Origin of the sequence: Streptomyces sp. R-07 (genome assembly GCF_049913175.1) — a bacterium.
Lineage (GTDB): Bacteria > Actinomycetota > Actinomycetes > Streptomycetales > Streptomycetaceae > Streptomyces.
Genome location: NZ_CP183978.1, coordinates 5,411,407 through 5,437,717, shown reverse-complemented (window position 1 = coordinate 5,437,717; position 26,311 = coordinate 5,411,407). Strand labels below are relative to the sequence as shown.

At 73.6% G+C, this 26,311-nt stretch carries 19 protein-coding genes; 9 read left to right on the top strand and 10 right to left on the bottom strand.

Annotated elements, in window-relative coordinates:
• Positions 1-70: 70 nt before the first annotated feature.
• Positions 71-664, bottom strand: a complete 594-nt coding sequence (locus ACN9M0_RS25135) for a DUF4240 domain-containing protein (RefSeq protein WP_366040008.1) — start codon at positions 662-664, stop codon at positions 71-73.
• Positions 665-763: 99 nt separating this feature from the next.
• Positions 764-3,175: an endopeptidase La gene (lon, locus tag ACN9M0_RS25130; RefSeq protein ID WP_426404263.1), complete on the bottom strand. Its 2,412-nt coding sequence runs from the start codon at positions 3,173-3,175 to the stop codon at positions 764-766.
• A 131-nt stretch (positions 3,176-3,306) separates the two neighbouring features.
• Between lon and ACN9M0_RS25125 the strand changes: the two genes are divergently transcribed.
• From ACN9M0_RS25125 to ACN9M0_RS25100, 6 genes are all read left to right on the top strand, one after another.
• Positions 3,307-3,954 (top strand): GNAT family N-acetyltransferase, encoded by a 648-nt coding sequence (locus ACN9M0_RS25125; RefSeq protein WP_366040010.1) that lies wholly within the window; start codon positions 3,307-3,309, stop codon positions 3,952-3,954.
• Between the two features lie 59 nt (positions 3,955-4,013).
• A complete protein-coding gene (locus ACN9M0_RS25120; protein WP_399696091.1) occupies positions 4,014-4,547 on the top strand; it encodes a hypothetical protein in 534 nt (177 codons plus the stop codon).
• Positions 4,548-4,676: 129 nt separating this feature from the next.
• On the top strand, positions 4,677-5,348 hold the full coding sequence (locus ACN9M0_RS25115; RefSeq protein WP_366040012.1) for a spermidine synthase: 672 nt from the start codon (positions 4,677-4,679) through the stop codon (positions 5,346-5,348).
• A 71-nt stretch (positions 5,349-5,419) separates the two neighbouring features.
• Entirely contained in the window at positions 5,420-6,157 is a 738-nt protein-coding gene (locus tag ACN9M0_RS25110; RefSeq protein ID WP_366040013.1) for a response regulator transcription factor, read from the top strand.
• The gene (locus ACN9M0_RS25105) at positions 6,154-7,266 is read left to right on the top strand and encodes a HAMP domain-containing sensor histidine kinase (RefSeq protein WP_399696092.1); all 1,113 of its coding nucleotides are present in this window, start codon (positions 6,154-6,156) and stop codon (positions 7,264-7,266) included. The genes ACN9M0_RS25110 and ACN9M0_RS25105 overlap by 4 nt, the downstream gene beginning before the upstream one ends.
• A 290-nt stretch (positions 7,267-7,556) precedes the next feature.
• Positions 7,557-11,363: a multifunctional oxoglutarate decarboxylase/oxoglutarate dehydrogenase thiamine pyrophosphate-binding subunit/dihydrolipoyllysine-residue succinyltransferase subunit gene (locus ACN9M0_RS25100; RefSeq protein ID WP_399696093.1), complete on the top strand. Its 3,807-nt coding sequence runs from the start codon at positions 7,557-7,559 to the stop codon at positions 11,361-11,363.
• Positions 11,364-11,441: 78 nt separating this feature from the next.
• Here ACN9M0_RS25100 and fxsT read toward each other — a convergent pair whose 3' ends face one another.
• The 7 genes from fxsT to ACN9M0_RS25065 all read right to left on the bottom strand — a co-directional run bounded on the left by fxsT (position 11,442) and on the right by ACN9M0_RS25065 (position 23,236).
• A complete protein-coding gene (fxsT, locus tag ACN9M0_RS25095) occupies positions 11,442-14,462 on the bottom strand; it encodes an FxSxx-COOH system tetratricopeptide repeat protein (RefSeq protein WP_399696094.1) in 3,021 nt (1,006 codons plus the stop codon).
• 58 nt (positions 14,463-14,520) lie between these two features.
• The gene (locus ACN9M0_RS25090; protein WP_366040017.1) at positions 14,521-15,819 is read right to left on the bottom strand and encodes an HEXXH motif domain-containing protein; all 1,299 of its coding nucleotides are present in this window, start codon (positions 15,817-15,819) and stop codon (positions 14,521-14,523) included.
• 276 nt (positions 15,820-16,095) lie between these two features.
• Positions 16,096-16,245, bottom strand: coding sequence for a hypothetical protein (locus tag ACN9M0_RS25085; protein WP_366040018.1), 150 nt, complete (start codon positions 16,243-16,245; stop codon positions 16,096-16,098).
• Positions 16,246-16,407: 162 nt separating this feature from the next.
• Positions 16,408-19,518: an SAV_2336 N-terminal domain-related protein gene (locus ACN9M0_RS25080; RefSeq protein ID WP_426404262.1), complete on the bottom strand. Its 3,111-nt coding sequence runs from the start codon at positions 19,516-19,518 to the stop codon at positions 16,408-16,410.
• A gap of 16 nt (positions 19,519-19,534) precedes the next feature.
• A complete protein-coding gene (locus ACN9M0_RS25075; protein WP_366040020.1) occupies positions 19,535-20,551 on the bottom strand; it encodes an AAA family ATPase in 1,017 nt (338 codons plus the stop codon).
• 121 nt (positions 20,552-20,672) lie between these two features.
• Positions 20,673-22,718, bottom strand: coding sequence for a trypsin-like peptidase domain-containing protein (locus ACN9M0_RS25070; protein WP_399696095.1), 2,046 nt, complete (start codon positions 22,716-22,718; stop codon positions 20,673-20,675).
• Entirely contained in the window at positions 22,715-23,236 is a 522-nt protein-coding gene (locus tag ACN9M0_RS25065; RefSeq protein WP_399696096.1) for a CU044_2847 family protein, read from the bottom strand. Before ACN9M0_RS25065 ends, ACN9M0_RS25070 begins: the two co-directional genes overlap by 4 nt.
• A gap of 100 nt (positions 23,237-23,336) precedes the next feature.
• Here ACN9M0_RS25065 and ACN9M0_RS25060 point away from each other — a divergent pair, with 100 nt between their 5' ends.
• Complete coding sequence (locus tag ACN9M0_RS25060; RefSeq protein ID WP_024761804.1) at positions 23,337-23,522, top strand: DUF6104 family protein; 186 nt, start codon at positions 23,337-23,339, stop codon at positions 23,520-23,522.
• A 21-nt stretch (positions 23,523-23,543) separates the two neighbouring features.
• On the opposite strand, the gene ACN9M0_RS25055 is transcribed toward ACN9M0_RS25060, so the two are convergent.
• Positions 23,544-24,359 carry a hypothetical protein gene (locus ACN9M0_RS25055; protein ID WP_366040023.1) on the bottom strand — a complete coding sequence of 272 codons (816 nt, stop codon included), beginning with the start codon at positions 24,357-24,359 and terminating at the stop codon, positions 23,544-23,546.
• Between the two features lie 150 nt (positions 24,360-24,509).
• Between ACN9M0_RS25055 and ACN9M0_RS25050 the strand changes: the two genes are divergently transcribed.
• Together ACN9M0_RS25050 and ACN9M0_RS25045 are read left to right on the top strand one after the other, a co-directional pair.
• Positions 24,510-25,385 (top strand): DUF4097 family beta strand repeat-containing protein, encoded by an 876-nt coding sequence (locus ACN9M0_RS25050; protein WP_366040024.1) that lies wholly within the window; start codon positions 24,510-24,512, stop codon positions 25,383-25,385.
• 1 nt (position 25,386) lies between these two features.
• On the top strand, positions 25,387-26,286 hold the full coding sequence (locus tag ACN9M0_RS25045; protein ID WP_366040025.1) for a PadR family transcriptional regulator: 900 nt from the start codon (positions 25,387-25,389) through the stop codon (positions 26,284-26,286).
• The last annotated feature ends 25 nt before the right edge of the window (positions 26,287-26,311 follow it).

The window sequence follows — 26,311 nt, the reverse complement described above, 5'->3', positions numbered from 1 at the left end:
CCCAGGAAGCCCTCAGGAACCTCCCGGAAGCCCCTGGGAGGCCCCGGGGAGGTTCCTGGGAAGGGGCCCTCTAGGGGCCGGACGTCCCGAGCGGGAAGAGGGCGGTGAGCCGGGGCAGTGCCAACCCCTCCGGCCGAGACCCCCGCGGCTCCTCGTCCTCTTCCCACTCCCCCGCCGCCTCCGCGGCGTCCTCCGCCTCCTCGACGGCGTCGAGGAACTCCTCGCCGTCGTCGTCCTCCTGGCCCGTCAGCTCGTCGTACGCGTCCTGCGCGACGTAGTCGAGCTCCTCCCATTCGGGCCACTCGTCGTCGTGCCACTCGTCGTGGTGCCGGCCCACGAGCGCGCGCAGCCCGGGCACGTCGGCGAGGGCGTCCGGGTCGGCCACGACCGACTCGTACACCTTCCGCCCCTGGCCGACCAGCCAGAGCGTGAAGTAGTGGAAGCCGTCGTCCGTGCAGTCGCCGCCCTCGATCCGGTTCGCCGCCGTCCACACCGCGCGGGTGTCGGCTCTCTCGCACGCCCGCTCGAGACGCACCTGGAACTCCACACTCTCGGCCGCCGGGCGCCGCACCAGCTCCGCCCGCAGCCACTCGAGGCGCTCGTCCCGGTCACCGGGCCGGCGGCTCAACTCGTCGATGAGAGCCCAGAAGGCGTCGTCGTTCATGCGTACGAGCATGCCAGCCCGGACCGACATCCGAGAACCGAGATCCGGGTACGCCGGAGCGGGGTGCCCCGAGGGGACACCCCGCTCCGGCGTGGGAGGTTACGCGGCCACGTCCACCGGCACCACCGCCGGGGCGAGGGCGATCTCCAGGACCTGGCGGACGTCCGTCACCGGGTGGACCTCCAGCTTCTCCAGGATCTCGGCCGGGACGTCGTCCAGGTCGGCCTCGTTCCGCTTGGGGATCACGACCGTCGTGATGCCCGCCCGGTGCGCGGCGAGCAGCTTCTGCTTCACGCCGCCGATCGGCAGCACCCGCCCGGTGAGGGAGACCTCGCCGGTCATGGCCACGTCCGTACGGACCAGCCGGCCGCTCAGCAGGGAGGCGAGGGCGGTCGTCATCGTGACGCCCGCGCTCGGCCCGTCCTTCGGGACCGCGCCGGCCGGGAAGTGGATGTGCACGCCCCGGTCCTTGAGGCCGGTGACGGGCAGCTCCAGCTCCGCGCCGTGCGAGCGGAGGAAGGAGAGCGCGATCTGCGCGGACTCCTTCATCACGTCACCCAGCTGGCCGGTGAGGGTCAGTCCGGCGGCGCCCGTCTCCGGGTCGGCGAGGGAGGCCTCCACGAAGAGGACGTCGCCGCCCGCTCCGGTCACCGCGAGCCCGGTGGCCACGCCCGGCACGGCCGTCCGCCGCTCCGCCGGATCCTGGGCCGACTCCGGCACGTGGTGCGGCCGCCCGATGAGCTCCCGCAGGCCGTCGGACCCGATGCTGAACGGCAGCTCGCGGTCTCCCAGTTCGTGCTGGGCCGCGACCTTCCGGAGCAGCCGGGCGATCGACCGCTCCAGGGTGCGGACGCCGGCCTCGCGGGTGTACTCGCCGGCCAGCTTCCGCAGCGCGGACTCCTCCAGGACGACCTCGCCCGGCTCCAGACCGGCCCGCTCCAGCTGGCGCGGGAGCAGGTGGTCGCGGGCGATGACGACCTTCTCGTCCTCCGTGTAGCCGTCGAGGCGCACCAGCTCCATGCGGTCGAGGAGCGCCTCGGGGATGGCTTCGAGGACGTTGGCCGTGGCGAGGAAGACGACGTCGGAGAGGTCGAGTTCGACCTCCAGGTAGTGGTCGCGGAAGGTGTGGTTCTGCGCGGGGTCGAGGACTTCGAGGAGCGCCGCCGCGGGGTCGCCGCGGAAGTCGGAGCCCACCTTGTCGATCTCGTCGAGCAGGACCACCGGGTTCATGGACCCGGCCTCCTTGACGGCGCGGACGATCCGGCCGGGCAGGGCGCCGACGTACGTGCGCCGGTGGCCGCGGATCTCCGCCTCGTCGCGCACGCCGCCGAGGGCGACCCGGACGAACTTCCGGCCCATGGCGTGGGCCACCGATTCCGCGATCGACGTCTTGCCGACGCCGGGCGGGCCGACGAGGGCGAGGACGGCTCCGCCGCGGCGGCCGCCGACGACGCCGAGGCCGCGCTCGGAGCGGCGCTTGCGCACCGCGAGGTACTCGGTGATGCGTTCCTTCACGTCGTCGAGGCCGGCGTGCTCGGCGTCGAGGACGGCGCGGGCGCCCCGGATGTCGTACCGGTCCTCGGTCCGCTCGTTCCAGGGCAGTTCGAGGACGGTGTCCAGCCAGGTGCGGATCCAGGAGCCCTCGGGGGACTGGTCGCTGGACCGCTCCAGCTTCTCGACCTCCTTGAGGGCGGCCTCCCGGACCTTCTCGGGCAGGTCGGCGGCCTCCACGCGGGCGCGGTAGTCGTCGGACTCGTCGCCCTCGGTCTCGCCGTTGAGGTCGCGGAGTTCCTTGCGGACGGCTTCGAGCTGGCGGCGGAGCAGGAACTCGCGCTGCTGCTTGTCGACGCCCTCCTGGACGTCCTTGGCGATGGTCTCGGCGACGTCCTGCTCGGCGAGGTGCTCGCGGAGCTGGGCGGTGGCGAGCTTGAGGCGGGCGACCGGGTCGGCGGTCTCCAGGAGTTCGACCTTCTGGTCGACGCTGAGGAAGGGCGAGTATCCGGAGTTGTCGGCGAGGGCGCCGACGCCGTCGATCTGCTGGACGCGGTCGACGACCTGCCAGGCGCCGCGCTTCTTGAGCCAGCTGGTGGCCAGCGCCTTGTACTCCTTGACCAGTTCGGTCACGGAGCCGGGCAGCGGGTCGGGCAGGGCCTCCTCGACGGTGCTGCCCTCGACCCACAGGGCGGCGCCGGGGCCGGTGGTGCCGGCGCCGATGCGGACGCGGCCGAGGCCGCGGATGAGCGCGCCGGGGTCGCCGTCGGACAGGCGCCCGACCTGCTCGACGATGCCCAGGACGCCGGTGCCGGCGTAGGTTCCGTCGACCCGCGGCACGAGGAGCACGCGGGGCTTGCCCGCTGCGGTGCGGGCGGCGGCCTGGGCGGCCTCGACGGCGGCCCGTACGTCGTTGTCGGACAGGTCGAGCGGCACCACCATTCCGGGCAGCACGACCTCGTCGTCGAGCGGCAGCACAGGCAGAGTGAGCGGCACAGACGCCATGGACTCAGAAGCCATGATCTCCCCTTCGGCAGTCAAGTTGAGCTGTACGGACTCAATGCTTGTGAGCGGTGGAATGTTCCCAGGCGCTCGTTCGCTCTGAGCGATCACCCTCGCGCGCCCCCACGACCGACCGATGTAATACCTCCATGGATATTGCAGCCATTACATCAGCCTGGGTGGCGGGCTGGACCGTCTCCCGGGGCACCCCCGCCGCCGTCGCCGAGCCCTGGGGCCACCGGATCGAGGTCGGCCTGCCCCGGCACGTCGTACGGCACGTCCTGCCCGCCCCCGACGCGGACTCCGTCGGCGCGCTCTGCGCCCGGCTGACCGCCCCGTACAGCTGGCTCAAGGTGATGGCGGGCCCGGAGGAGGTGGCGCCCTGGATCACCGAGGGGTGGACGGTCCCCGACGACCCGGGCTTCATGATGGTCAAGCCGCTGGACCCGGGCGCCCGCCCCGCGCCGCCCGAGGGCTACGCCCGGACCACCGAGGTCGAGGACGGCGTCATCCGGGTCCGGATACTCGCCCCCGACGGCACCCTCGCCGCGCGCGGCCAGATCGCCCCGACCGGCTCCACCGCCGTCGCCGACCAGATCGAGACCGACCCCGCGCACCGGCGCCGGGGCCTCGGCGCCAACGTCATGCGCACCCTGGAGGCCGCCGCCGCCCAGGCGGGCGCGGAGACCGGCGTGCTGGCCGCGACCACGGACGGCCTCGCCCTGTACGACTCGCTGGACTGGCGCTACCGGGGACCGGTCACCGGAATCGTCCGCACGGGACCCGAGGGTCACTGAACGGGGGAAACCCGGCCGTCCGGCTGCGCGCGGGCCCCCGGACGGGGCATGCTCGACCCATGGTGCGAGGCGTACGGGTGACGAGGACGTGGTGCGGGACCCTACTGCTCGCGGGGGCCCTGGTCGCCGGGGTGAGCGGCTGCGGCCCGGGCGTGCCGTCCGCGCCCGGCGGGCCGCGGTCGAGCACGAGCGCGCCGGCCGTACCGAGCCCCACGACGGACCCCGGCACCCCGGCGGCGGACCCCCAGCCGGGCGAGGTCCTCGTCGAGGTGGTCGTCAACGGCGGGCTCGCCGGAGTCCGCAACCAGCTCGTCGTCCACTACGACGGCAGCTGGACCAGCCGCTCCGGCACCAAGCCGCCCCGGACCGGCAAGCAGACCCCCGCCGAGGCCGCGGAACTGCGGGCCGCCCTGGAGGACCCCGCCTTCGCCCTGGTCCCGGAGCGCCCCACGGGCAGCCCGGTCCCGGACGGATTCCAGTACTACGTGACGTACCGCCACCGCCTGGTCGTCGCGGGCGACGGCGAGCGCCCGCCCGCCCTCCAGCGCGTCTTCGCCGCCCTCCCGGAAGGCGGTCCGCCGACCGCCCCGTGAGCGGGACCGCTGCCGTCCGCTCCCCTGAAGCCCCGTGTCCGTGAGGCTCGTTAAGTGTTTGTCCCGGCCGTCCCGGCCCCGTAAGGATGGCCGGGACGGACCGTACGCACACGAGACAACGGAGTGTTCATGAACAGCCCCGTCACCCTCGACCGCCGCGAAGGACCGTACGGCGAAGTGGTGCTCCGCCGCCGTGCCGAGCACTACGAGATCATCGCCAACGGCACCTTCCTGATGGACACCTCCGACGGGCGCTCCGAGCGGCTGCTGATCGACGCGGCCCTGGCCGCCCTCCCCGAGGAGTCCCGTCCCGGCGCCGCCGTCCTCGTCGGCGGCCTCGGTGTCGGTTTCTCCCTCGCCCACGCCGCCGCCGACCCCCGCTGGGGCCGGATCACGGTCGCCGAGCGCGAGGAGGCGATCATCGACTGGCACCGGAAGGGGCCGCTCGCGGCGATCTCCGGGGCCGCGCTCGCCGATCCGAGGACCGTGATCCTGCACACGGACCTCGTGGACTACCTCCGCACCACCACCGACACCTACGACGCCCTCTGTCTCGACATCGACAACGGCCCCGACTGGACGGTCACCGAGGACAACGAATCCCTTTACTCGGCCGAGGGATTGGCGTCCTGCGCGGCCCGCCTGAACCCGGGCGGAATCCTCGCCGTGTGGTCCGCGCGGCCGTCCGCCGATTTCGAAGGGTCCTTGCGGAATGCCGGATTCAGCGGGGTACGGACGGAAGAGATCCCCGTTGCCCGGGGCGTCCCCGACGTGGTCCACCTCGCCGCCCGTCCCAGGTAGCTCCTGGATAGCCTGGACGCCGCCGGTACCTCTAGGCTGCTGAGCCGACATCGGCGACGCGAGGCGGGGCAATGGAGCAGACACACACCACTCACCACGGTGCGGCGGCCACTCCGGGGGCCCAGCGGCGCGTCCTGGTGGTCGAGGACGACGCCACGATCGTGGAGGCGATCTCCGCGCGGCTGCGCGCCGAGGGCTTCCTCGTCCAGACCGCGACGGACGGTCCGGCGGCCGTCGACGCCGCCGAGGCCTGGCAGCCCGACCTGATGGTCCTGGACGTGATGCTGCCCGGTTTCGACGGCCTGGAGGTGTGCCGCAGGGTCCAGGCCCAGCGTCCCGTCCCGGTCCTCATGCTGACCGCCCGCGACGACGAGACCGACATGCTGGTCGGCCTCGGCGTCGGCGCGGACGACTACATGACCAAGCCGTTCTCGATGCGCGAGCTGGCCGCCCGGGTGCACGTGCTGCTGCGCCGGGTCGAGCGGGCCGCGCTCGCGGCCGTCACCCCGCGCAGCGGGATCCTGCGCCTGGGCGAGCTGGAGATCGACCACGCGCAGCGCCGGGTCCGGGTCCGCGCGGAGGACGTGCACCTGACCCCCACCGAGTTCGACCTGCTGGTCTGCCTGGCGAGCACCCCCCGCGCGGTCCTCTCCCGCGAGCAGCTGCTCGCCGAGGTGTGGGACTGGGCGGACGCCTCGGGCACCCGCACCGTGGACAGCCACATCAAGGCGCTGCGCCGGAAGATCGGGGCCGAGCGGATCCGTACGGTCCACGGCGTCGGCTACGCGCTGGAGACCCCGGCGTCGTGAACCGGCCGGGGCCAGGGAGGCCGCACGTGGGACCGGGGCCGCACCGGCCCCGCCGGATCGTGATCTCGATCAAGACCAAGCTGGGCGCCCTGGTCGTCGGGGCGGTCCTGCTGACCTCCTGCCTGGCCCTGGTCGCGATCCGCACGTCCACCGAGTTCCGGTACATCACGATCTTCGCGATGATCGCGACCCTGCTGATCACGCAGTTCGTGGCGCAGTCCCTGACGGCTCCGCTGGACGAGATGAACACGGTGGCCGGGTCGATCTCGCGCGGGGACTTCAGCCGCCGGGTGCGGGGCGCGGACCGGCGGGACGAGCTGGGCGACCTCGCCTCGACGATCAACCGCATGGCGGACGACCTGGAGGCCGTCGACCGGCACCGCAAGGAGCTGGTGGCCAATGTCTCGCACGAGCTGCGCACGCCGATCGCCGCGCTCCGGGCCGTCCTGGAGAACGTGGTGGACGGGGTGTCCGAGGCCGATCCGGAGACCATGCGCTCCGCGCTGAAGCAGACGGAGCGGCTCGGCCGGCTCGTCGAGACGCTGTTGGACCTGTCACGTCTTGACAACGGTGTCGTCGCGCTCAGGGCGAGCCGTTTCGAGGTCTGGCCGTATCTGTCGGGGGTGCTCCGGGAGGCGAATCTCGCCGCGTCCCAGCGCGGCCTCTCGTCCACCTCGGGGCTGCACCGCCGTACGGACGTGCATCTGCATCTGGACGTGTCGCCGCCCGAGCTGGTCGCGCACGCGGACGCGGAGCGGCTGCACCAGGTGATGGCGAACCTGATCGACAACGCGGTGAAGCACTCCCCGCCGCACGGCCGGGTCACGGTCCGGGCCCGGCGCGGCCCGTATCCGGACTCGCTGGAGCTGGAGGTCGAGGACGAGGGTCCCGGCATCCCGGAGTCGGAGCGGCACAAGGTCTTCGAGCGGTTCAACCGGGGCTCGGCCCCGGACCGGCAGGGCCCGGGCAGCGACGGCGGCACGGGCCTGGGTCTTGCGATCGCCCGGTGGGCGGTGGATCTGCACGGCGGCGGGATCGGAGTGGCCGAATCGTCACGTGGCTGCCGCATCAGAGTCACTCTTCCGGGCAGCCTTCCGCCGAGAGATTGACGTAGGGTTCGAACCGGAAGCGCACGTTCTGCGTGTACGTGATCAGGACCTGCGTGCACGTGAGCGGGGCGCGGTCAGGGATGCGGCCGAAGCGGGCCGTGCCCGCACTTTTCCGTACCCTCACACCTGCGGAACCACGGTTGTTTCCCGCCATTCACGGCGTCGAAACACCGCGTCAAGTGTGACTTGCGCGACGTTGGAGTGCCTGGCCTGCACCTCTCGGCCGGACAGGCGTAGCCTTTATTTCCGCTGTCCATCACCTTGTGAAGCGGAAGAGGGCGGTTGCCGCCGTGTCGTCTCAGTCCCCCAGTACCCCGAGCTCCCCGACCGACCAGGACGGGCAGGGCAAGAACCCTGCAACCGCCTTCGGTGCCAATGAGTGGCTCGTCGACGAGATCTACCAGCAGTACCTCCAGGACCCGAATTCGGTCGATCGTGCCTGGTGGGACTTCTTCGCCGACTACAAGCCCGGCGCGTCGGAGACCCCGGCCGCCGCGGCCCCCACCACCACACCGAGCGCTCAGGGCGTGCCCGCCTCGACGCAGGCGGGCCCCGCACAGGCCGCGCCTGCCGCTCCGGCGGCCGTTCCGGCCCCCGCGCCCGCCCCGGTCGCGGCCCCGGCCCCCGTGAAGCCGGCCGCGGCCCCCGCGCCGGTCGCCGCGAAGCCCGCCGCCGCCGCTCCGGCGCCGGTCAAGGCCGCCCCGGCCGCTCCGGCCGCCGCGGCCCCCGCCGGCCCCGAGCTGATCACGCTGCGCGGCCCCGCCGCCGCGGTCGCGAAGAACATGAACGCCTCCCTGGAGGTGCCGACGGCCACGTCCGTCCGCGCCGTCCCGGTGAAGCTGCTCTTCGACAACCGGATCGTGATCAACAACCACCTGAAGCGCGCCCGGGGCGGGAAGATCTCCTTCACGCACCTCATCGGCTACGCGATGGTGCAGGCGATCAAGGCCATGCCGTCGATGAACTACTCCTTCGCGGAGAAGGACGGCAAGCCGACCCTGGTCAAGCCGGAGCACGTGAACTTCGGCCTCGCGATCGACCTGGTCAAGCCCAACGGCGACCGCCAGCTCGTCGTCGCGGGCATCAAGAAGGCCGAGACGCTCAACTTCTTCGAGTTCTGGCAGGCCTACGAGGACATCGTCAAGCGCGCCCGCGTGGGCAAGCTGTCGATGGACGACTTCACCGGCGTCACGGTCTCCCTGACCAACCCCGGCGGCCTCGGCACCGTCCACTCCGTGCCGCGTCTGATGCCCGGACAGTCGGTCATCATGGGCGTCGGCTCGATGGACTACCCGGCCGAGTTCCAGGGCACCTCCCAGGACACCCTGAACAAGCTGGGCATCTCCAAGGTCATGACCCTGACCTCGACGTACGACCACCGCGTCATCCAGGGCGCCGCCTCCGGCGAGTTCCTGCGGATCGTGGCGAACTTCCTCCTCGGCGAGGAGGGCTTCTACGACGAGATCTTCAAGGCCCTGCGCATCCCCTACGAGCCGGTCCGCTGGCTCAAGGACATCGACGCCTCGCACGACGACGACGTCACCAAGGCCGCGCGCGTCTTCGAGCTCATCCACTCCTACCGGGTCCGCGGCCACGTCATGGCCGACACCGACCCGCTGGAGTACAAGCAGCGCAAGCACCCCGACCTGGACATCACCGAGCACGGCCTCACCCTGTGGGACCTGGAGCGGGAGTTCGCGGTCGGCGGCTTCGCCGGCAAGTCGATGATGAAGCTCCGCGACATCCTCGGCGTTCTCCGCGACTCGTACTGCCGCACCACCGGCGTCGAGTTCATGCACATCCAGGACCCGAAGCAGCGCAAGTGGATCCAGGACCGCGTCGAGCGCCCGCACTCCCGCGTGGAGCGCGAGGAGCAGCTGCGGATCCTGCGCCGGCTGAACGCGGCGGAGGCCTTCGAGACCTTCCTGCAGACGAAGTACGTCGGCCAGAAGCGCTTCTCCCTGGAGGGCGGCGAGTCCGTCATCCCGCTGCTCGACGCGGTCATCGACTCGGCCGCCGAGTCGCGCCTCGACGAGGTCGTCATCGGCATGGCCCACCGCGGCCGGCTGAACGTCCTGGCGAACATCGTCGGCAAGTCGTACGCGCAGATCTTCCGCGAGTTCGAGGGCAACCTCGACCCGAAGTCGATGCACGGCTCCGGCGACGTGAAGTACCACCTGGGCGCCGAGGGCACCTTCACCGGCCTCGACGGCGAGCAGATCAAGGTCTCCCTCGCCGCGAACCCCTCGCACCTGGAGGCGGTCGACCCGGTCCTGGAAGGCATCGTCCGCGCCAAGCAGGACGTCATCAACAAGGGCGGCACGGACTTCACCGTCCTGCCCGTCGCCCTGCACGGTGACGCGGCCTTCGCCGGCCAGGGTGTCGTCGCCGAGACGCTGAACATGTCGCAGCTGCGGGGCTACCGCACCGGCGGCACGGTCCACATCGTCATCAACAACCAGGTCGGCTTCACCGCCGCCCCGGAGTCCTCGCGTTCCTCGATGTACGCGACCGACGTGGCCCGCATGATCGAGGCGCCGATCTTCCACGTGAACGGCGACGACCCGGAGGCCGTGGTCCGCGTCGCGCGGCTCGCCTTCGAGTTCCGCCAGACGTTCAACAAGGACGTCGTGATCGACCTCATCTGCTACCGCCGCCGCGGTCACAACGAGGGCGACAACCCGCAGTTCACCAACCCGCAGATGTACAACCTGATCGACAAGAAGCGTTCGGTGCGCAAGCTGTACACCGAGTCGCTCATCGGTCGCGGCGACATCACCCTCGAAGAGGCGGAGCAGGCGCTCCAGGACTTCCAGGGCCAGCTGGAGAAGGTGTTCGCGGAGGTCCGCGAGGCCACCGCCGCCCCGGCGACGACGACCGTCCCGGACGCCAAGGCCACCTTCCCGGTCGGCGTCACCACCGCGGTCTCCCAGGAGGTCGTGAAGCGGATCGCCGAGTCGCAGGTCAGCGTCCCGGAGCGGATCACGGTCCACCCGCGTCTGCTGCCGCAGATGCAGCGCCGTGCCGCCTCCATCGACGACGGCACCATCGACTGGGGCTTCGGCGAGACCCTCGCCATCGGCTCCCTGCTGATGGAGGGCACCCCGGTCCGGCTGTCCGGCCAGGACTCCCGCCGCGGCACCTTCGGCCAGCGTCACGCGGTCCTGGTCGACCAGGAGACCGGCGAGGACTACACCCCGCTGCTCTACCTGACCGACGAGCAGGCCCACTACAACGTCTACGACTCGCTGCTCAGCGAGTACGCGGCGATGGGCTTCGAGTACGGGTACTCGCTGGAGCGCCCGGACGCCCTGGTCATCTGGGAGGCCCAGTTCGGTGACTTCGTCAACGGCGCGCAGACCGTCGTCGACGAGTTCATCTCCTCGGCCGAGCAGAAGTGGGGCCAGACCTCCGGCGTCACGCTGCTCCTGCCGCACGGCTACGAGGGCCAGGGCCCGGACCACTCGTCCGCGCGCCCGGAGCGCTTCCTCCAGATGTGCGCCCAGGACAACATGACGGTCGCCATGCCGACGCTGCCGTCGAACTACTTCCACCTGCTGCGCTGGCAGGTCCACAACCCGCACCACAAGCCGCTCATCGTCTTCACCCCGAAGTCGATGCTGCGTCTGAAGGCCGCGGCGTCCAAGGTGGAGGAGTTCACCACCGGCGGCTTCCGCCCGGTGATCGGCGACGCGACGGCGAACCCCGCCGACGTCCGCAAGGTCGTCTTCTGCGCCGGCAAGGTCTACTACGACCTGGAGGCCGAGCGTCAGAAGCGCGGTGACACGGAGACCGCGATCATCCGTCTGGAGCGCCTGTACCCGCTGCCGGGTGCCGAGCTGCAGGCCGAGATCGCCAAGTACCCGAACGCCGCGAAGTACATCTGGGCGCAGGAGGAGCCGGCGAACCAGGGTGCCTGGCCGTTCATCGCGCTCAACCTGATCGACCACCTGGACCTGGCGGTCGGCGCGGACATCCCGGCGGGCGAGCGCCTGCGCCGGATCTCGCGTCCGCACTCCTCCTCCCCGGCGGTCGGCTCGGCCAAGCGCCACCAGGCGGAGCAGCAGCAGCTGGTCAACGAGGTCTTCGACGCCTGATCCGCTGTCCCGTACGCGTACGGAAGGAGGCCCGGCACCCCACTCGGGGTGCCGGGCCTCCGGCGTTCTCCCGGTCGGTCAGAGGTTGGCCTCGAAGTCCCAGTACGGGCGGTTCCGCTGGCGTGCCGACAGGGTGTGCGGGTGCTGGGCGCCGAGGGTCCGGGTGAGGGTGAGGAGGGCGTCCTCCTCCAGCTTCCCGGCCTCCTCGACCTCGCGCAGGCCGCGCAGGTCGGTGGCGAGCGAGACCTGGCAGGAGAGGGTCAGGGGGTGCTCGGGGCCCATGACGTGCCGGGCCCGGCGCAGGGTGTCCCGGCTGAGTTCGGCGGCGTCGGACACGCGCCCGTTGAAGTTGCGGGCGGCGGTGGCGTTGAGGGCGCAGCCGAGGACCCAGGGGTGGTCGGGGCCGAGGGCGGCGGTGAGTCCGGCGAGCGCCGCCTCCAGCATGGTCATGGCCTCGGTGCGTTCGCCGGCCGCCTGCATGACGAGGGCGGTGTTGGCGAGGACGCCGGTGGACACGGGGTGGGCGGGGCCGAGCAGGGAGCGGTAGCCGGCCTCGGCCTCGTTGATGAGTTCGCGGGCTCGGTCGAGGTCGCCGTGCTCGCGCAGGTAGTTGGCGTAGTTGGTGACGGCCGAGAGCGTGACGTAGTGGCCGCGTCCCTGGGCCTGTTCGAGGTGGTCGAGGACCCCGGCCATGACGGCGCCGATGTCCTCCTTGAAGCCGCCTTCGCGGCGTCGGCAGAGGGCGAGCTGGCTGCGCGCGTAGAGGGTCTGGAGGTGCTGGGCGCCGAGGATCTTCACGTGGAGGCGGACGTTGGCCTCCTGGCGGCCGAGGGCCTCGCGGTAGCGGCCGAGCAGCCGGAGGTCCTGGGCGACGGCGTTGTTGGAGTTGAGGGTGGAGGGGTGGTGGGGGCGCAGGATGTTCTCGCAGCGGGCGAGGGTGTCGGCGTCCTGCTCGTACGCCTCCTGGTAGCGGCCGAGCATCCGCAGGACGACGCCGACGTTGTGGCGGGCGGCGAGGGTGAGCTGCTGGGTCTCGCCGAGGAGGCTCTGCGCCTCGGCGAGGACCTCGCGCTGGAGCCGTTCGGATTCCTTGTACTGGCCGAGGAAGCGCAGGTCGCGGGCGATGCAGATCTTGGACTGGAGGTCGCCGAGCTCGTCGGGGTGATCGGCCGCGGCGAGCAGGGTGCGGCGGGCGAGGTCGAGTTCGTACGCCTCGCGGAAGCCGCCGCTGCGGCGCAGGATGTCGCCTTCCAGGGTGGTGAGTTCCTGCATGGGCGCGGAGAGGGGGTCCATGAAGCCGGTCCAGCTGCCGCGGATGCGTTCGGCGAGGCGGGTGCCCGCCTTGTACTCGCCGCTGCGGTCGCAGTAGCGCAGGCAGTTGAGGACGGCGGTCTGGATGCGCGGGTCGGTGCTGCGGAGCGCCCCGGAGGGCTCCAGGTGGGGCAGGAGCTCGGAGTAGCGGGGCCAGTTCCTGCTGTCGGTCGGGTTCCCGGGGTCGGCCTCGGCGAGGAGGGTGCGGACGGCCTTGCGGTGGGCGTCGCGGTGCTCGCCGTCGGTGAGCCGGGAGACGATGTCGTGGACCAGCCGGTGCATGTGGACCGACTCCTGCTGGGGTGCGGCCTCCTCGCTGGTGACGGGGCCGCGGGTCTCCCGGGTGAGCACCGAGTAGTTGACGAGGGTGTCGAGGGCCCGGGACCAGGCGGGCAGGTCGGTGGCCATCCACCGCAGGTCCTCGGGGAGGGGGGCCTGCGGGTGGGCCCGGACGATGCCGAGGGGGATGCGGCCGGGGGCGAAGGAGGCGCAGAGGCTCAGGATGTCGATGGCCTGGGGCTGGGCGCGCCGGAGCCGGTTGATCAGTATCGACCAGGAGGTGAGGGAGGTGTTGGGCATTCCCTCGCCGGTGCTCGGCTCGTCGACGGTGGAGAGCCGGCCTTCGCGGACCATGCGCAGGTACTCGGCGGCCTCCATGCCGGACTCGCCGAGCCAGGCGGCGGCCTGGACGAGGGGCAGGGGTACGTCTCCGAACTCGGCGGCGACCTCGTCGGCCTCGGCGGCGGTGATGTGCGGGGCCCGGCGCATGAGGTAGGCGGTGGATTCCGCGCGGTCGAAGTTGCGGACCGGGAGCACGTCGGTGTGTTCGCGCCAGCCGTGGTTGCGGGAGGTGATGAGGACGTGGCCGGTGCCGTGCGGGAGCATGACGTTGACGCCCTCGATGTCGTCCCAGCCGTCGAAGACGACGAGCCAGCGGCCGTGCGGTTCGCCGCGGCGGAGGGCTTCGCGCACGGCGCGGATGCGTTCGCCGGGCTCGCTGCCGGTGGACAGGCCGAGGGCGACGGCGAGTTCGCCGAGGCGGTCGCGCTGGACGTTCCGGTCGTCGGAGCTGACCCACCAGATGACGTCGTAGTCGGAGCTGAAGCGGTGGGCGTACTCGGCGGCGATCTGGGTCTTTCCGATGCCGGACATGCCGAGGAGGGTGTACGCGGCGTTGCCGCGCTCGGCGTCCATGAGCCGTTGCTGCAGCTCGGTGAGGAGCTCGTCGCGGCCGGTGAAGCGCGGGTTGCGGCGCGGGATCTCGCCCCAGATGTCCGGCGGGGTGTCGGGGTAGCGGACGAGGGCCGCCTGCGAGATCCGCCGGGCGGGGGAACGGCGGGGTTCGATGCCGAGCCTGCCGAGGAGCCGGGCCTCGGCCTCCTCCTCGCCGACGCCCCAGAGGCTGACGGGTTCGAGGACGGCGGTGGCCGGGAGCAGGGTGCGGTTGGTGAGGTTGACGGCGGCGAAGCGGTCGGCGTGGAGCGCGACGAAGCTGCGCAGGACGTCGTTCCACTCGCCGGCGGGCCGGGGGCCCAGTTCGAAGAACCAGTCGTCGAGGACGAGGAGGACCTGGCCGCGGGCGAGGAGGAGGTCGCCGAGGGAGTCCTCCAGGGGGACCTCGCGGGGCGGGTCCCAGCGTTGCAGGGTGGCACGGACGCCGTGGGTGTCGAGGCGCTGGTTGATCCAGGCCGCCCACGGCCGGTGGTAGCCGGGGAAGACGACGAGGACGTGTTCGGGAGCGGCCCTGCCACCGTCCGCCGTGGCGCCGCCCGACCGCTGTTCCGCCATGTGTGCATCTCCCGTCCCGCTCGCGCGCAACGCAGTGTCATGTGCCGTGGGCACAGTGTTACCCAAGGACTCGCCGGCCGGAGCCGAGGCTCGCATGGTGCTGCCTCATTTGCCGGACGAACTCCCTTCCCTCATTGGTCAGTTCATCGGATTCAAGCAGGACCGCAAGGGCTTCGGCCACCTGATCGTGGACATGGTCGAACTGTCGTGCGGACTGGATGCGCCACGGTCCGGGCACGCCGGAGGCGCGGGGGGCCCTGACGGCCCGGTGCCACAGGTCGGCGAGCGCCAGGTGGGCGTAGGCGCCCTGGAGGACGCCGGCGACCGGGCGGAGGTCCCTGCGCCAGCCGACCCGGTACGTGGGGGCCGCCCGGTCCGGCGGGTGGGGCCGGTGGAGCGGGACCAGCTCGTGGAGCGTGGCGAGCTTGCTGTGGTGCAGCTCGTGGACGAGGGTCTCGGCCATGTCGGGGGCACCGGTGGCGGGCGTCATGAGGATGGCCCCGGGGGCGGCGCTCAGCGTGGCCCCGATGGAGCGCGTTCCGAGCGGGACGAGCGGCACGACGGCGTCCACCGTGCGGCACACCTCGACGGCCCGGGCCCGGTCGGTCGCGCGCAGCAGGCCGCGGGCGGCGGTCCAGCTGCCGGCCCAGCCCGTGTGGACGGTGTCGGCGCGGTCGGCCGCGGCCCGGGCCGGCATGCCCATGCCCGGCGGCAGCCGGTACGGGTCGAGGTCCTCCAGACGGGTCACGCCGCCGGGCAGTGCGCACAGCCCGCGCCAGCCGGGACCGCTGCCCGTCAGCGTCACCCCGGAGCCGTGCGCGCGGCGGCGGAGCACGGCGCGGGAGCCCGTACCGTCCCCGCGCCCGATCCGTACCGAGCGCGAGCGGGCGTCGATCCGGACCCGCCCCGCGCCGCCCGCCTCGACCCGGCCGAGCCCGGGGAAGGGGAGCACCCCGCCGGGGGCCTCGACCACCAGGTCCACGGACAGTCCGGCGCGCAGGGCGGCGGTGACGGCGAGCAGTTCGAGATGGGCGAGGTGGCGGTCGAGGCCGGCTCCGGGCGGCTCGGTGAGCGCGGCGGCGAGCCAGGTCCCGGTGGTCGGGTAGTCGAGGACGGCGCGCACGACGTCCGGGCGGGCGCCCTCGGCCCGTTCGAGCAGGAGCCAGCCCGCCTCGAAGCGGCGCAGCGCCTCGGGCGCCACGGTCTCGCGGTGGCGCTGGACCCGCACCAGGAGGGTCTTGAGCAGGAGCAGCCGGCGGGCGTGCAGCCCGGACCGCAGAAAGGACGCCCCGGCCGGTCCGGGGCGCGTGGTGGCGAGAGCGGCGAGGACCGCCGGGTCGGGCGGGGCGGCGATCACTCCCGGCTCCGGAGACGCGACCGGCCGCCGGGCGGGGCGAAGCGCGGGGCGACGGGCAGGAGGACTAGTAGCGGTGCGCCGGACAGGACGACTGGCGGGGCGACGAGCGGGTCGCCGGACGGGACGACTGGCGGGGCGACGAACGGTACGCCGGACGGGACGACTGGCGGGGCGACGAACGGTGCGCCCGGCAGCCCGGGGGTCGAGGGACGGCCGGGCGTCGATACGGCCGAAAACGATCGCCCCGCTCCGGCCTTCCGCGTGTGCGCCCGGCCTTCAGCCGACGAACTCGTCCTCGACCCAGGACTCGACGAGATCCGAGGAGCGGAGCAGCACTCTCTCCACCGCCGCCCCGAGGGCGGCGTCGTCCATGACCCGCAAGGTCCGCAGGTCGACGGCCGCGAAATCGGGCAGCTGCGAAGACATGACGGCAACCCGGCCGACACCGGTCGCCCACCCCGTGCGCTCGCACACTCTCGGCTCCTCCTCACCGACGTTGTCCCCCACGGTCGTAGCAGTGCGGCGGTTCTTCCCGACCCCACGAGACCGGAAACCCATTCGATTCAACTGCCCCCATGTGCGCCCCCGTTATCCAGCCGTCCAGGACCACCACGGAGGCGTGACGCGGCGGCGCTCGTCGGACGTGAGCGGCTCGCCGTTCCTCCCCCCGGCGCTCTCCACCCCCGCGAGCAGCGCCCGGGTCCGTTCCACGTCTCCCCAGTCGACCTCCACCAGCTCCCCCGTGAGCCGACGCCACCGCTCGGTCGCGGCGAGCAGCACCGACCGCGCCCGCTCCGGACGGCCCATCAGCAGCAGCACCGCCCCCTGGGCGTGCAGCGCGCGGGCGCCGGTGACCGTGCCCGGGGCCTCGCCGTCGGCCGTACGGGAGTCCTCCGCGGCGTTCCAGTAGGCGGTGAGCGCGTCGCCGAGCACGCCGTCCCGAGCGGATTCGGCCAACTCCAGGCGCACCCGTCCCAGTTGCAGCCAGATCCCGGCGCGGTCCCCCGGGTCGTCGGTGCCCCTGAGCGCCTGCTCCAGCAGGTGGCGGCTCTCGAAGAGGTCGGGCAGGAAGCCGGCGCGGTGGAAGCGGAGGGCGAGGACGCTGCCGATCAGGGTCCGCGCCCTGGCCCGCTCGGGCGCGCCGGCGGGCAGCCGGGTGAGGGCCTCGCGCAGTACGCCTTCGGCCCGGTCGACGGGTTCGGTGCCGGTGCCGGCCGCGGCGCGTCGGAGCAGCGATCCGCCCCAGGCCAGCAGGGTCCGGCCGCGCTGCTCGCTGTCGGCGGGGGCGAGCAGGGTGGCCTCCTCGTAGGCCGCGTCGGCGGCGGCCCCGTCCCCGGCCGTGTCGTACAGGCGGGCGCGGGCGGTGGTGAAGCGCAGCCGCAGGGCGCGGCCGTCGCCGAGGAGGGGTTCCGCGCGGTCGAGCACGGGCTCGATGCGGTCGGGTCCGGCCTCGGCGAGGTGGAGGGCGTCGGCGAGGTCGAGGAGGGCGGCGGCGCTCTCCCGGAGGGTGAGGGCGGCGGTGAGCTCCCCGGCGGCCGCGGCGCCGTCGCCGCGGGCCAGGAGCAGTCGGCCCCGGCGCAGGTGGAGGGTGTGGCGGGCGGTCTCGGGCCAGCGGTCGGCGTCCCCGGCGAGGGCGTCGAGGGCGGCTTCGAGGTGGCCGGGCTCGTCGGTGTCGCGCCACAGCGCGTGGTGGACGACGGCGAGTTCGAGCCGCGCCTCGGCCCATGCCTCGTCGCCGGGCCGGGCCAGTTCCCCGGCGTGCGCGAGGGTGTCGGCGGCCCGCGTGAGGAGTTCCCGGCGCCGCTCGGAGCGGCGGGCGGCGGCGGTGCCCGCCTCGGCGTGGAGGGCGCGGGCGAGGACGATCCGGGCCTCGACGGGTTCGGCGGGGAGCGCCGCCTCGGCGCGCTCGCGGGCGCCGGCGAGGAGGGCGGGGTCGGACTGGCCGCGGCCCTGTTCCAGCAGGCGGCGGGCCTCGGTGAGCGGGTCGGGGGTGATGAGGTCGGGGTGGTAGAAGCGGAGCACGCGCGCGGGGATGCGCGCGAACAGCTCGGTCTCGGCGCCCTCGGGCCCGAGGGGTTCGTCGGTGTCTTCGGGCGGGCCCGCTGCCCTCCCCGTACCCCGTCCGCCGGAGTCGGGGCCCGCGCCCGCGCCGCTTCCCGTACCGGTCTGGGTGCCGGCCAGACGGGCGGCGGCGAGCGCCGGGAAGTTCCGCATGCCCTGGCCGAAATTGCGCTCCACGTAGGCGGAGCAGTGTTTGAGGACGAGGGCGGCGGCGCTCGGGTCGAGCGAGCCCAGGAAGTGCTGCTGGATGCCGGGCGGATAGCTGAAGCAGGGGTACGGGGTGGGGCCGGGCAGTCGCCGCAGGAGCCCGCTGAGCAGGACCTCGGCCAGCTCCATGGGGCCGGTGTCGGGCAGCATGGCGCGCTGGACGAGCTGCATGACGGGCAGGGTCAGCGGGGCCGCCGCGAGGTGGACGGCGAGCCGGAGCGCCCCCGGGGAGGCGCCCGCCCGGAAGGCGCGCAGGAGTTCCTCCTCGCTCCGCGGGGCCCGGGGGGTCCTGGGCGTGCGCGGCCCGGCCGGTTCGGGGTCGAGCCAGGCGGCCCAGCCGCGGACGGCGTTGCCGCCGTGGCCGGTGTGGAGCCGGGTCCAGGAGGCGAAGGCCTCGGGGGTGGGGGTGAGCACGGGGACGGCCCGGCGGCCGGGGGCGAGGGGCCCCCAGGGCTCGTCGTCGGAGCGGAAGGCGGTGTGGCCGCCGGGGGCCGCGGAGCGCTGGAAGGTGCCGGGTTCGGCGGGGAGCGCGGTGCGCGGCCAGAGGCGCGGCGGCAGCGGCTGGACGAGGGCGAGCGGGGAGTGGCGGGGCCACTGGCGCAGGAAGCGCTGGGCGGCGCCGCGCTGCCAGAGGGGGCCGACGCAGTCGCTGACGACGAGGGTGAGGCGGCGGCCTGAGGGGTCGTGGAGCTGGTCGACGGGCCGGAGCCGGGGCCGGCCGTCGGAGGCGGAGGTGGTGGTGACGAGCGGGGGGCCTTCGCCCGTGTCGTACAGGCGGTGCACCTGGACGTCGCGGAAGGCGCCGGACTGCTGGCAGGCCTGGCGCAGCTCCTCGACCATGCGGTCCCAGACGACCATGGCGGGGCCGGTGTCCATGAGGAGCTGGATGTCGGCGCGGAGGCCGGTGGCGGGGCGCAGGACCGGGGTGAGGATGCCGGCGGCGGCGCTGCGCTCGGCGGTGGCCTCCTCGTCGAGGGTGCCCTCGCCGGGCCGGTGCGGGGCGAGGGCGTAGTCGCGGAGCGGGCGGAGGGCCTTCTGCAGGCCGAGGAGCCCGGGCAGGGCGTTGGCGCCGGGGGCGCGGACGGGCAGGGTGGCGCCTCGCTCCATGAGGGCCGCTCCGCCGCCCGCGCCGCCGGCTCCGGCCCTCATGTGGAGCGAGACGGACTCGCGGGCCGCACCCTCGGGCCCGGCCGGCCGGGTCCCCTCCGCCCGTGCGGCCTCGTCCGCGCGGCGGACCGGGTCCCCGCTCTCGGCTGGGCACGCCTCGGCGCCGGGGGCCTCTTCCGCCGTGTCCTGCGGCGGGTCGGTCCCCGGCCCTTCCGGGGAGGGGCCGGGGAGCCACCGGGAGAGCCACAGGGCGTCCGCGATGTCCTCGGCGGTCGGGTCCTGTCCGCCGGCCCGCAGTCTGCGGGTGAGCTCTTCCAGATGCATCCGGTGCATCCGATCGTCACCTCGGCTGATCGAGCGGTTGCATGAGCATGTCGGCGATGCGTTCCCTGGTCACCCGTTCGGCGCGGGAGGCGTGCTGGGTCAGGTAGAGGGCGTTGAGGAGCTGGTCGGTGGCGATCACCTCGCCGGGCTCGCGGTTCAGGAAGCGCTGGACGAGGCCCTGTTCTCCGTCGCCCGCGGCGGCGTCGGAGCCCAGGTGGGCCTCGATCATGGCGCCGAGCTGCTCCTCGCCGGGCGGTTCGAGCTCCAGGCGGATGCAGCGGCGCAACAGGGCGGCGGGGAAGTCCCGTTCGCCGTTGGAGGTGAGCACGATGAAGGGGAAGGTGGTGCAGCGGACCCGGCCGCCGTACACCGGGACCTTGCGGCCGTCGTCACTGAGGACCTCGACGACGGGCTCCCGGTCGGCGAGCCGCTCCAGCTCGGGGATGGCGAACTCGCCCTCCTCCAGGGCGTTCAGGAGGTCGTTGGGCAGGTCGAGGTCGCTCTTGTCGAGCTCGTCGATGAGCAGCACGCGGGGCTGCTCGGAGGGGAGCAGCGCGGTGCCGAGCGGCCCGAGCCGGATGTACGAGCCGATGCCGGCCGGGGCCGCGGCGGCGGAGCCGGGCGAGCCGGCCTGGGCGCGTTCCAGCTGGACGTCCTGGAGGCGGCCGATGGCGTCGTACCGGTAGAGGCCGTCCTGGAGGGCGGAGCGGCTGACGATCGGCCAGCGCAGCACCCGGCCGAGCCGGAGCTCGTGGGCGACGGCGTGGGCGAGGGTGGACTTGCCGGTGCCGGGGTTGCCGGTGACGAGGAGCGGACGCCGCAGGTACAGGGCGGCGTTGACGGCGTCGGTCTCGGCGGGCCGGGGATGGTGGTTCTGGACGAGCCTGCGCTTGACGCCGAGCCGCCGGTCGGAGCCGGCCAGGGTGTCGTCGGCGCCGCCCGCCGAGAAGTCGCGCCAGGGCGGCGGGGCGGGCAGGCGCTGTATCTCGTCGTGCGGAAGACCGGCACCACGGTAGATCCGCCAATCGTTCACGATGGACTCCTCCTGGCTGTGGTGTCGGTGCCGGGTCCGTCGACCGTACCGCCCGGGGGCGGGGCCTGCCGATGCCGTAATCGGACGGATCGCAGCCGCTCCGTCCCGGTGGTCGCTCCGGTCACTGCTCCCCCTCCCCGAGCAGTGGCGGGGCCTCCAGACGCCCGCCGTGCGGAGGGCGGTCGGGCGGATCCAGGAGGACGGCGATCGACTCGGCCCACGCGTAGGCGGCGCGCGCCTCGGGGCCGGCCGCCCGGTCCTGGGCGCGGGTGCGCAGGGAGCGGACGGGGCCGCGTACGTCCCAGGCGGTGTCGGTGCCCGCGAGCAGCCGCTCGGCGCGCTCGTGGAACTCCGCGCAGTCGGTGTGGTCGTGGGCGCCGGTCCGCCAGAGGGCCATGGGGTGGCCGGCGGCGAGCGCCGCGTTCATCGCCATGAGTCCGTCGCCGGTGCCCACCGGGCCGCAGTAGACGGGGACGGTGCCGCCCTCGGCCTCGCGGAGCCGGTCGTACGTCTCCGCCCAGGTCTCCCGGCGCACGCGCGGGGTGTGGGCGTCCGGGCCCGCGCCGGGGACCTCGGCGCGCAGGGCGGCCGCGCGCAGCGGGCCGCCCTCCGCCGCCTCCCAGCGCTCGCGCCATTCGGGGGCCGGTTCCCGGTCGTGGCGCCGGGCGTCGCGGATGACGACGATCCTGCGCTGGCCGAGGGTGGTCGCCCAGGCGTCGTCAGGTCCGTGGGGCGGTTCGAGCCGCCAGGTGTCGAGGGGCTCGTCGAAGAGTTCGCGCGGCAGCACCGCCTCCACGGCGGCCAGGTGGGGTCCGCTGTCGCCGCGCCGCAGGGCGTCCGCGAGCGGTTCGCGGAGGGTCTCCTTGAGCCGGGAGCGCTCGACGCCCCGGTCGTCGCAGTGGAGCGGGCTGACCGTGTGCCCGTCGAGGAGGAGTTTGACCCGCCACGGGTAACTCCGGCCCCAGCGGGGGGTGTCGATCTCCAGGAGGACGTCGGCACGCGCGCGGGATTCGCGTACGGAGAGGGGCGCGGGCCGGCCGGGGGTGACGAGCCGGTCTATCTCGCGGCGGAGGTGCCGGTCGGCGTCGCCCGACTCGTCGACGATCCAGCGGGTGAGGCCCGCGGTGTCGGCCCGCTCGCCGTACCGCCCGGAGACGTGCCGGACGACGTGCGCCGCGTACAGCAGGACGGCGTCCAGGTCGAGGTCGCGGACGCCGTCCCTGCGGGGTGCGCGCAGTCCGCGCAGCAGCCCGGCGCCCTCGCTCCAGGTGCGCGGGTCGTCCTCCAGGGCGTCCGGCAGGTCGTCGTCCCTGATCCAGGCCTTGACCTGGTCGATCAGGTCCATGATCTCGCCGGGCGCGGTGGGCACGGGCAGTTCGGCGAAGTGCCCGTACAGCTGGGTGCGCAGCCCGGGGCTCACGCCGCTCGCGGCGGGCAGCAGCCGTTGGGCGCGGGTCCAGTCGGGTCGGTCGTCGAGCGAGCGGTAGCGGGCGAGGTGGTACCGGTCGTGGGCGCGCAGCGCCTCGCCCATCGCCTCGCCGCCCGGGAGGTCGTGCAGTCGTCGCAGGGCGGTGACGGGGACGACCGCGCCGCCGTCCCGCCCGCGTCCCTTGTTGAGGCCGACGACGGCGCCCTGGGCGTGGTCGACGACGGGGCCGCCGGAGCAGCCCTCGACGGGCATGACCCAGTCGGTGACGAGGGCCTGCCCGTCGCTGCCGATCAGCGTGCCGTGGACGTGCCGGATGCCCAGCTCGCCGGTCTCGCGGGACCAGCCGTGCAGTCCGACGGAGGTCGGCGGCACGGGCGGGCGCTCGCTGAGGCGCACGCAGGAGGCCTTGCGCGCGGCGGGCACGCTGACGAGCGCGAGGTCGGGGAAGGCCCACCGGTCGGGCGGGTCCTCGGGCCGGTCGGGGCGGGGCAGCGCGAGCACGACGGTGCCGGTGGTCTCGCGGGTGGTCTTGCCGTCCTCCCACGTGATGCCGACGACCGGCTCGCTCCTCCACACCGCGCTTCCCCCCTCGGCCACCACATGGGCGCAGGTCAGCACCCAGCCGGGGGCGATGAAGAAGCCGGTGCCCCAGTACCGGTCGCCGTGCGGGTCATACCCGCCGCCGGGGGCTGCGATGCGTACGAGTGCGGGGCGCACGAGAGCGTCGAAGGCGCTCATGCGGTCTCATCGGCCGCCGGGCGCGCGCGTGGCACCGGGGGTGCGGCAGCATCCGTCGTGCCGACTTCGGTCGTGGGGCGCGCGCGTGGCACCGGGGGCGCGGCAGCACCCGTCGTGCCGACTTCGGCCGCCGGGCGCGCGCGTGGCACCGGGGGTGCGGCAGCACCCGTCGTGCCGACTTCGGCCGTCGGGCCCGGTTCGGTCCAGGTGAGGGAGACGTTCACGGAGGCCTTGCCCGCGCCGTCCGCGAGGACGCCGATCACCTTGCCGGACTGCGCCGACAGTTCGATGCCGAAGCTGACGGCGACCTCCACGGGTCCCTGCGGGTCGAGTCCGGCGCGCAGCGAGCCGACGACCCCGCGCACCACGTCGGTGAGTCCGCCGGCCATCGAGACCACCCGGTCCCTGACGCCGGTGTCCTGGAAGCCGCCGCCCCCGCCGAGCTCCTCCGCGTCGCTGACCCGCGCCCAGACGGGCGTGCCGTCGTCGAGTCGAATCCGAGCGATCCCCTGTGCCACAGCGGCCCCCCGCTCCCCGAAGCGATGTTGGATCCAGAAGGCTAATCGGTGGGACTGACGGGCGACAGGGGACGTGAGGGGTACGGCCTATCCTGATCGCATGTACTTCACCGACCGTGGCATCGAGGAACTGGAGAAGCGGCGCGGCGAGGAGGAGGTCACCTTCGAGTGGCTCGCCGAGCAGCTGCGGACGTTCGTCGACCTCAACCCCGACTTCGAGGTGCCGGTCGAGCGCCTCGCGACCTGGCTGGCCCGTCTGGACGACGACGAGGACGACGACGAGTAGGAAGCGCGCCCGGCTGCGGGGTCACCGCTCCCGCAGCCGGTCGTAGGCGAGCCCGAGCGCGCCGTGCGCGACGAGCAGCGCCCCGGCCGCCGTCCAGCCGCCGCTGCGCCGGCCGGCGCCCCAGAGCAGCAGCGGCACCCCCACGAGGAGCTGCGCCCCGCCCAGTACGCGCGCCTTGGGGCCGCGCAGGTACGGGCCGAGGGGTCCGCCCTCCACCACGTCGAGCTCCGCGCGCACCGCGTCCCTCCACCCTCCCCATTCGAGCTGCTCGGCGCCCTGCGCGAGGGCGACGGAGCGGAGCCGGTCGGCGCTCTCGCCGGGGACGAGTCCGGTGGGCAGGGCGAGTCCGGCGCGGGCGAGGACCGCGACGACGCCGAGGAGCCGGGTGCTGGCGTCGGCGTCCTGGTCGGGCTCGGTGAGAGGTTCGAGGGCCTGCACGTCCAGGACGGGGTCGAGGGCGAGCCGTGCGGCGAAGGTGCGCATGGCCTCGTCCTCGCCGACGGGGGTGCCGTCCGCGAGCCAGGTGTAGCCGACGGTACGGCGGAAGCCGGCGGCGAGCGTGAGGCCGGCCCGGTCGCGGTCCCACCAGAGCGCGACGACGGGCCATCCGGCGGCCGAGACGGCGAGGGCGGTGGCCCAGCCGGTGACGACCTGCTCGACGGGCTCTCCGCCGTGCAGCCAGGGCTTCCCCTCCGGTACGAGCACGGTCCACTCGGCGCCCGCGGGGGCGAGGAGCAGCTGTTCCCGTAGGAGTTGGGCGGGCGGCCGGACCGTCGGGGGGTCGGCGCGGCAGAGCAGCAGGGCTCCGACGGGGTGCGGTCCGGATGTCGCGTTCATGGGCCCTACGCTAGGCCAATTTGTCCGTGTACGACGGTGATTGTCCCCCGCATATCAGGGATGAGTCGGGGTTGACTTCGCGAGACCGCGATATATCGTGTCTATCGAGAAACGCGATATGTTGCGTTGCCGATACGGGAGGTCAGCACCATGACAGAGTGGTCCGTCACCGAGCCGACGAAGCTGGCTCCGGCCGACCCCGTGACGCTCCTGCAGGTCCGCATCGTCAACGGCACGGTGAACGTGGTGGGGACGGACGAGAGTTCCGCCCGCGTGGAGGTCTCCGAGATCGAGGGTCCGCCGCTGATCGTGACGCAGGACGGCTCCACGCTGACCGTGACCTACGAGGACCTGCACTGGAAGAGCATCCTCAAGTGGTTCGAGCGCAAGGAGTACCGCCGCCGGGCCGTCGTCTCCGTCGCCGTCCCCGCGGGCGTCGACGTCGAGGTGGGGGTGGTCGGCGCCGAGGCGGTCGTCACCGGGATCAGAGGGCGTACGGAGGTGCGCGGCGTCACGGGCGACACCACCCTCCTCGGACTCTCCGGCCCGGTCCGCGCCGAGAGCGTCTCGGGCAATCTGGAGGCCCAGTCGGTCACCGGCGCGCTGCGCGTCAACTCCGTGACCGGCGACGTGACGGTGATCGAGGGCGCGGGCTCCTCCGTGAAGGCCGACACGGTCAGCGGCGACATGGTCATCGACCTCGACCCGTCCCGGCTCGACGGACCGCCCGCCGACATCCGGCTCACCAGCGTCTCCGGAGAGGTCGCCATCCGGCTCCCGCACCCGGCCGACGCCCGCGTCGAGGCGAGCACCACGAGCGGCGCCGTGTCGAACGCCTTCGAGGACCTCCGGGTGGGCGGCCAGTGGGGCGCCAAGTCCATCACCGGCACCCTCGGTTCGGGGCGGGGCACTCTCAAGGCGACCACCGTCTCCGGCTCCATCGCCCTGCTCCGCCGTCCGGAGCCCGAAGAGGACGGCGGCACCGCGCCCTCGACCGCCCCCTCCGCGACCGGAAAGGTGCTCTGACATGCCGCCCGTCTTCGCCCACGGACGCCTCCGCCTCTACCTCCTCAAGCTGCTGGACGAGGCTCCGCGCCACGGGTACGAGGTGATCCGGCTCCTGGAGGAGCGCTTCCAGGGGCTGTACGCACCCTCGGCCGGCACGGTCTATCCGCGCCTCGCCAAGCTGGAGGCCGAGGGCCTCGTCACCCACGCCAGCGAGGGGGGCCGCAAGGTCTACTCGATCACGGACGCCGGCCGCGCCGAGCTGGCCGGGCGCGGCGCCGAACTGGACGACCTGGAGCGGGAGATCCGCGAGTCCGTCTCGGAGCTGGCGGCGGAGATCCGCGACGACGTGCGGGGCGCGGCCGGCCGGGTGCGCAGCGAGATGCGTGCCGCCGCCGGACAGAACCGCACGGTGGATCCCCCCTCCTTCGCCGAGGCGAAGGAGGAGATGCGCCGGGTCAGGCAGGAGTGGAAGCAGCAGGCCCGCGAGGCCCGTGAGGAGGCCCGGTCGGCGCGGCGCCAGGCGAAGGAGTTCCAGCGGGTCGCCCAGCGGGTGCAGGAGGAGGTCCAGGACCGGTTCTCGCGGGGTGACTGGCCCAAGGGCGTCTGGGAGGGGATCTCGGGCATCACGGCCCAGCTCGGCGACCTGGTGGCGGGCACGACCCACCCGAAGGCCGCCGCGCAGGGGCCGGAGTTCACGAAGGCCCCGGCCGACGAGGCGCCGGAGTGGGCGCGGGACACGGCGGGCTCGGGCGACCCGGCCCGTGACCTCGACCGGCTCCTCGACCGCTTCCGCGACGAGATCCGCGACGCGGCCCGCGACCACGGGGTGACCGATGACCAACTCGCCGAGACCCGCCACCACTTGTCGACGGCGGCGACCAGAATCACGGGCCTCCTCCGCCCGAAGCCGAAGGCCTGACGGACCACCCGGGGCCACCGGGGGC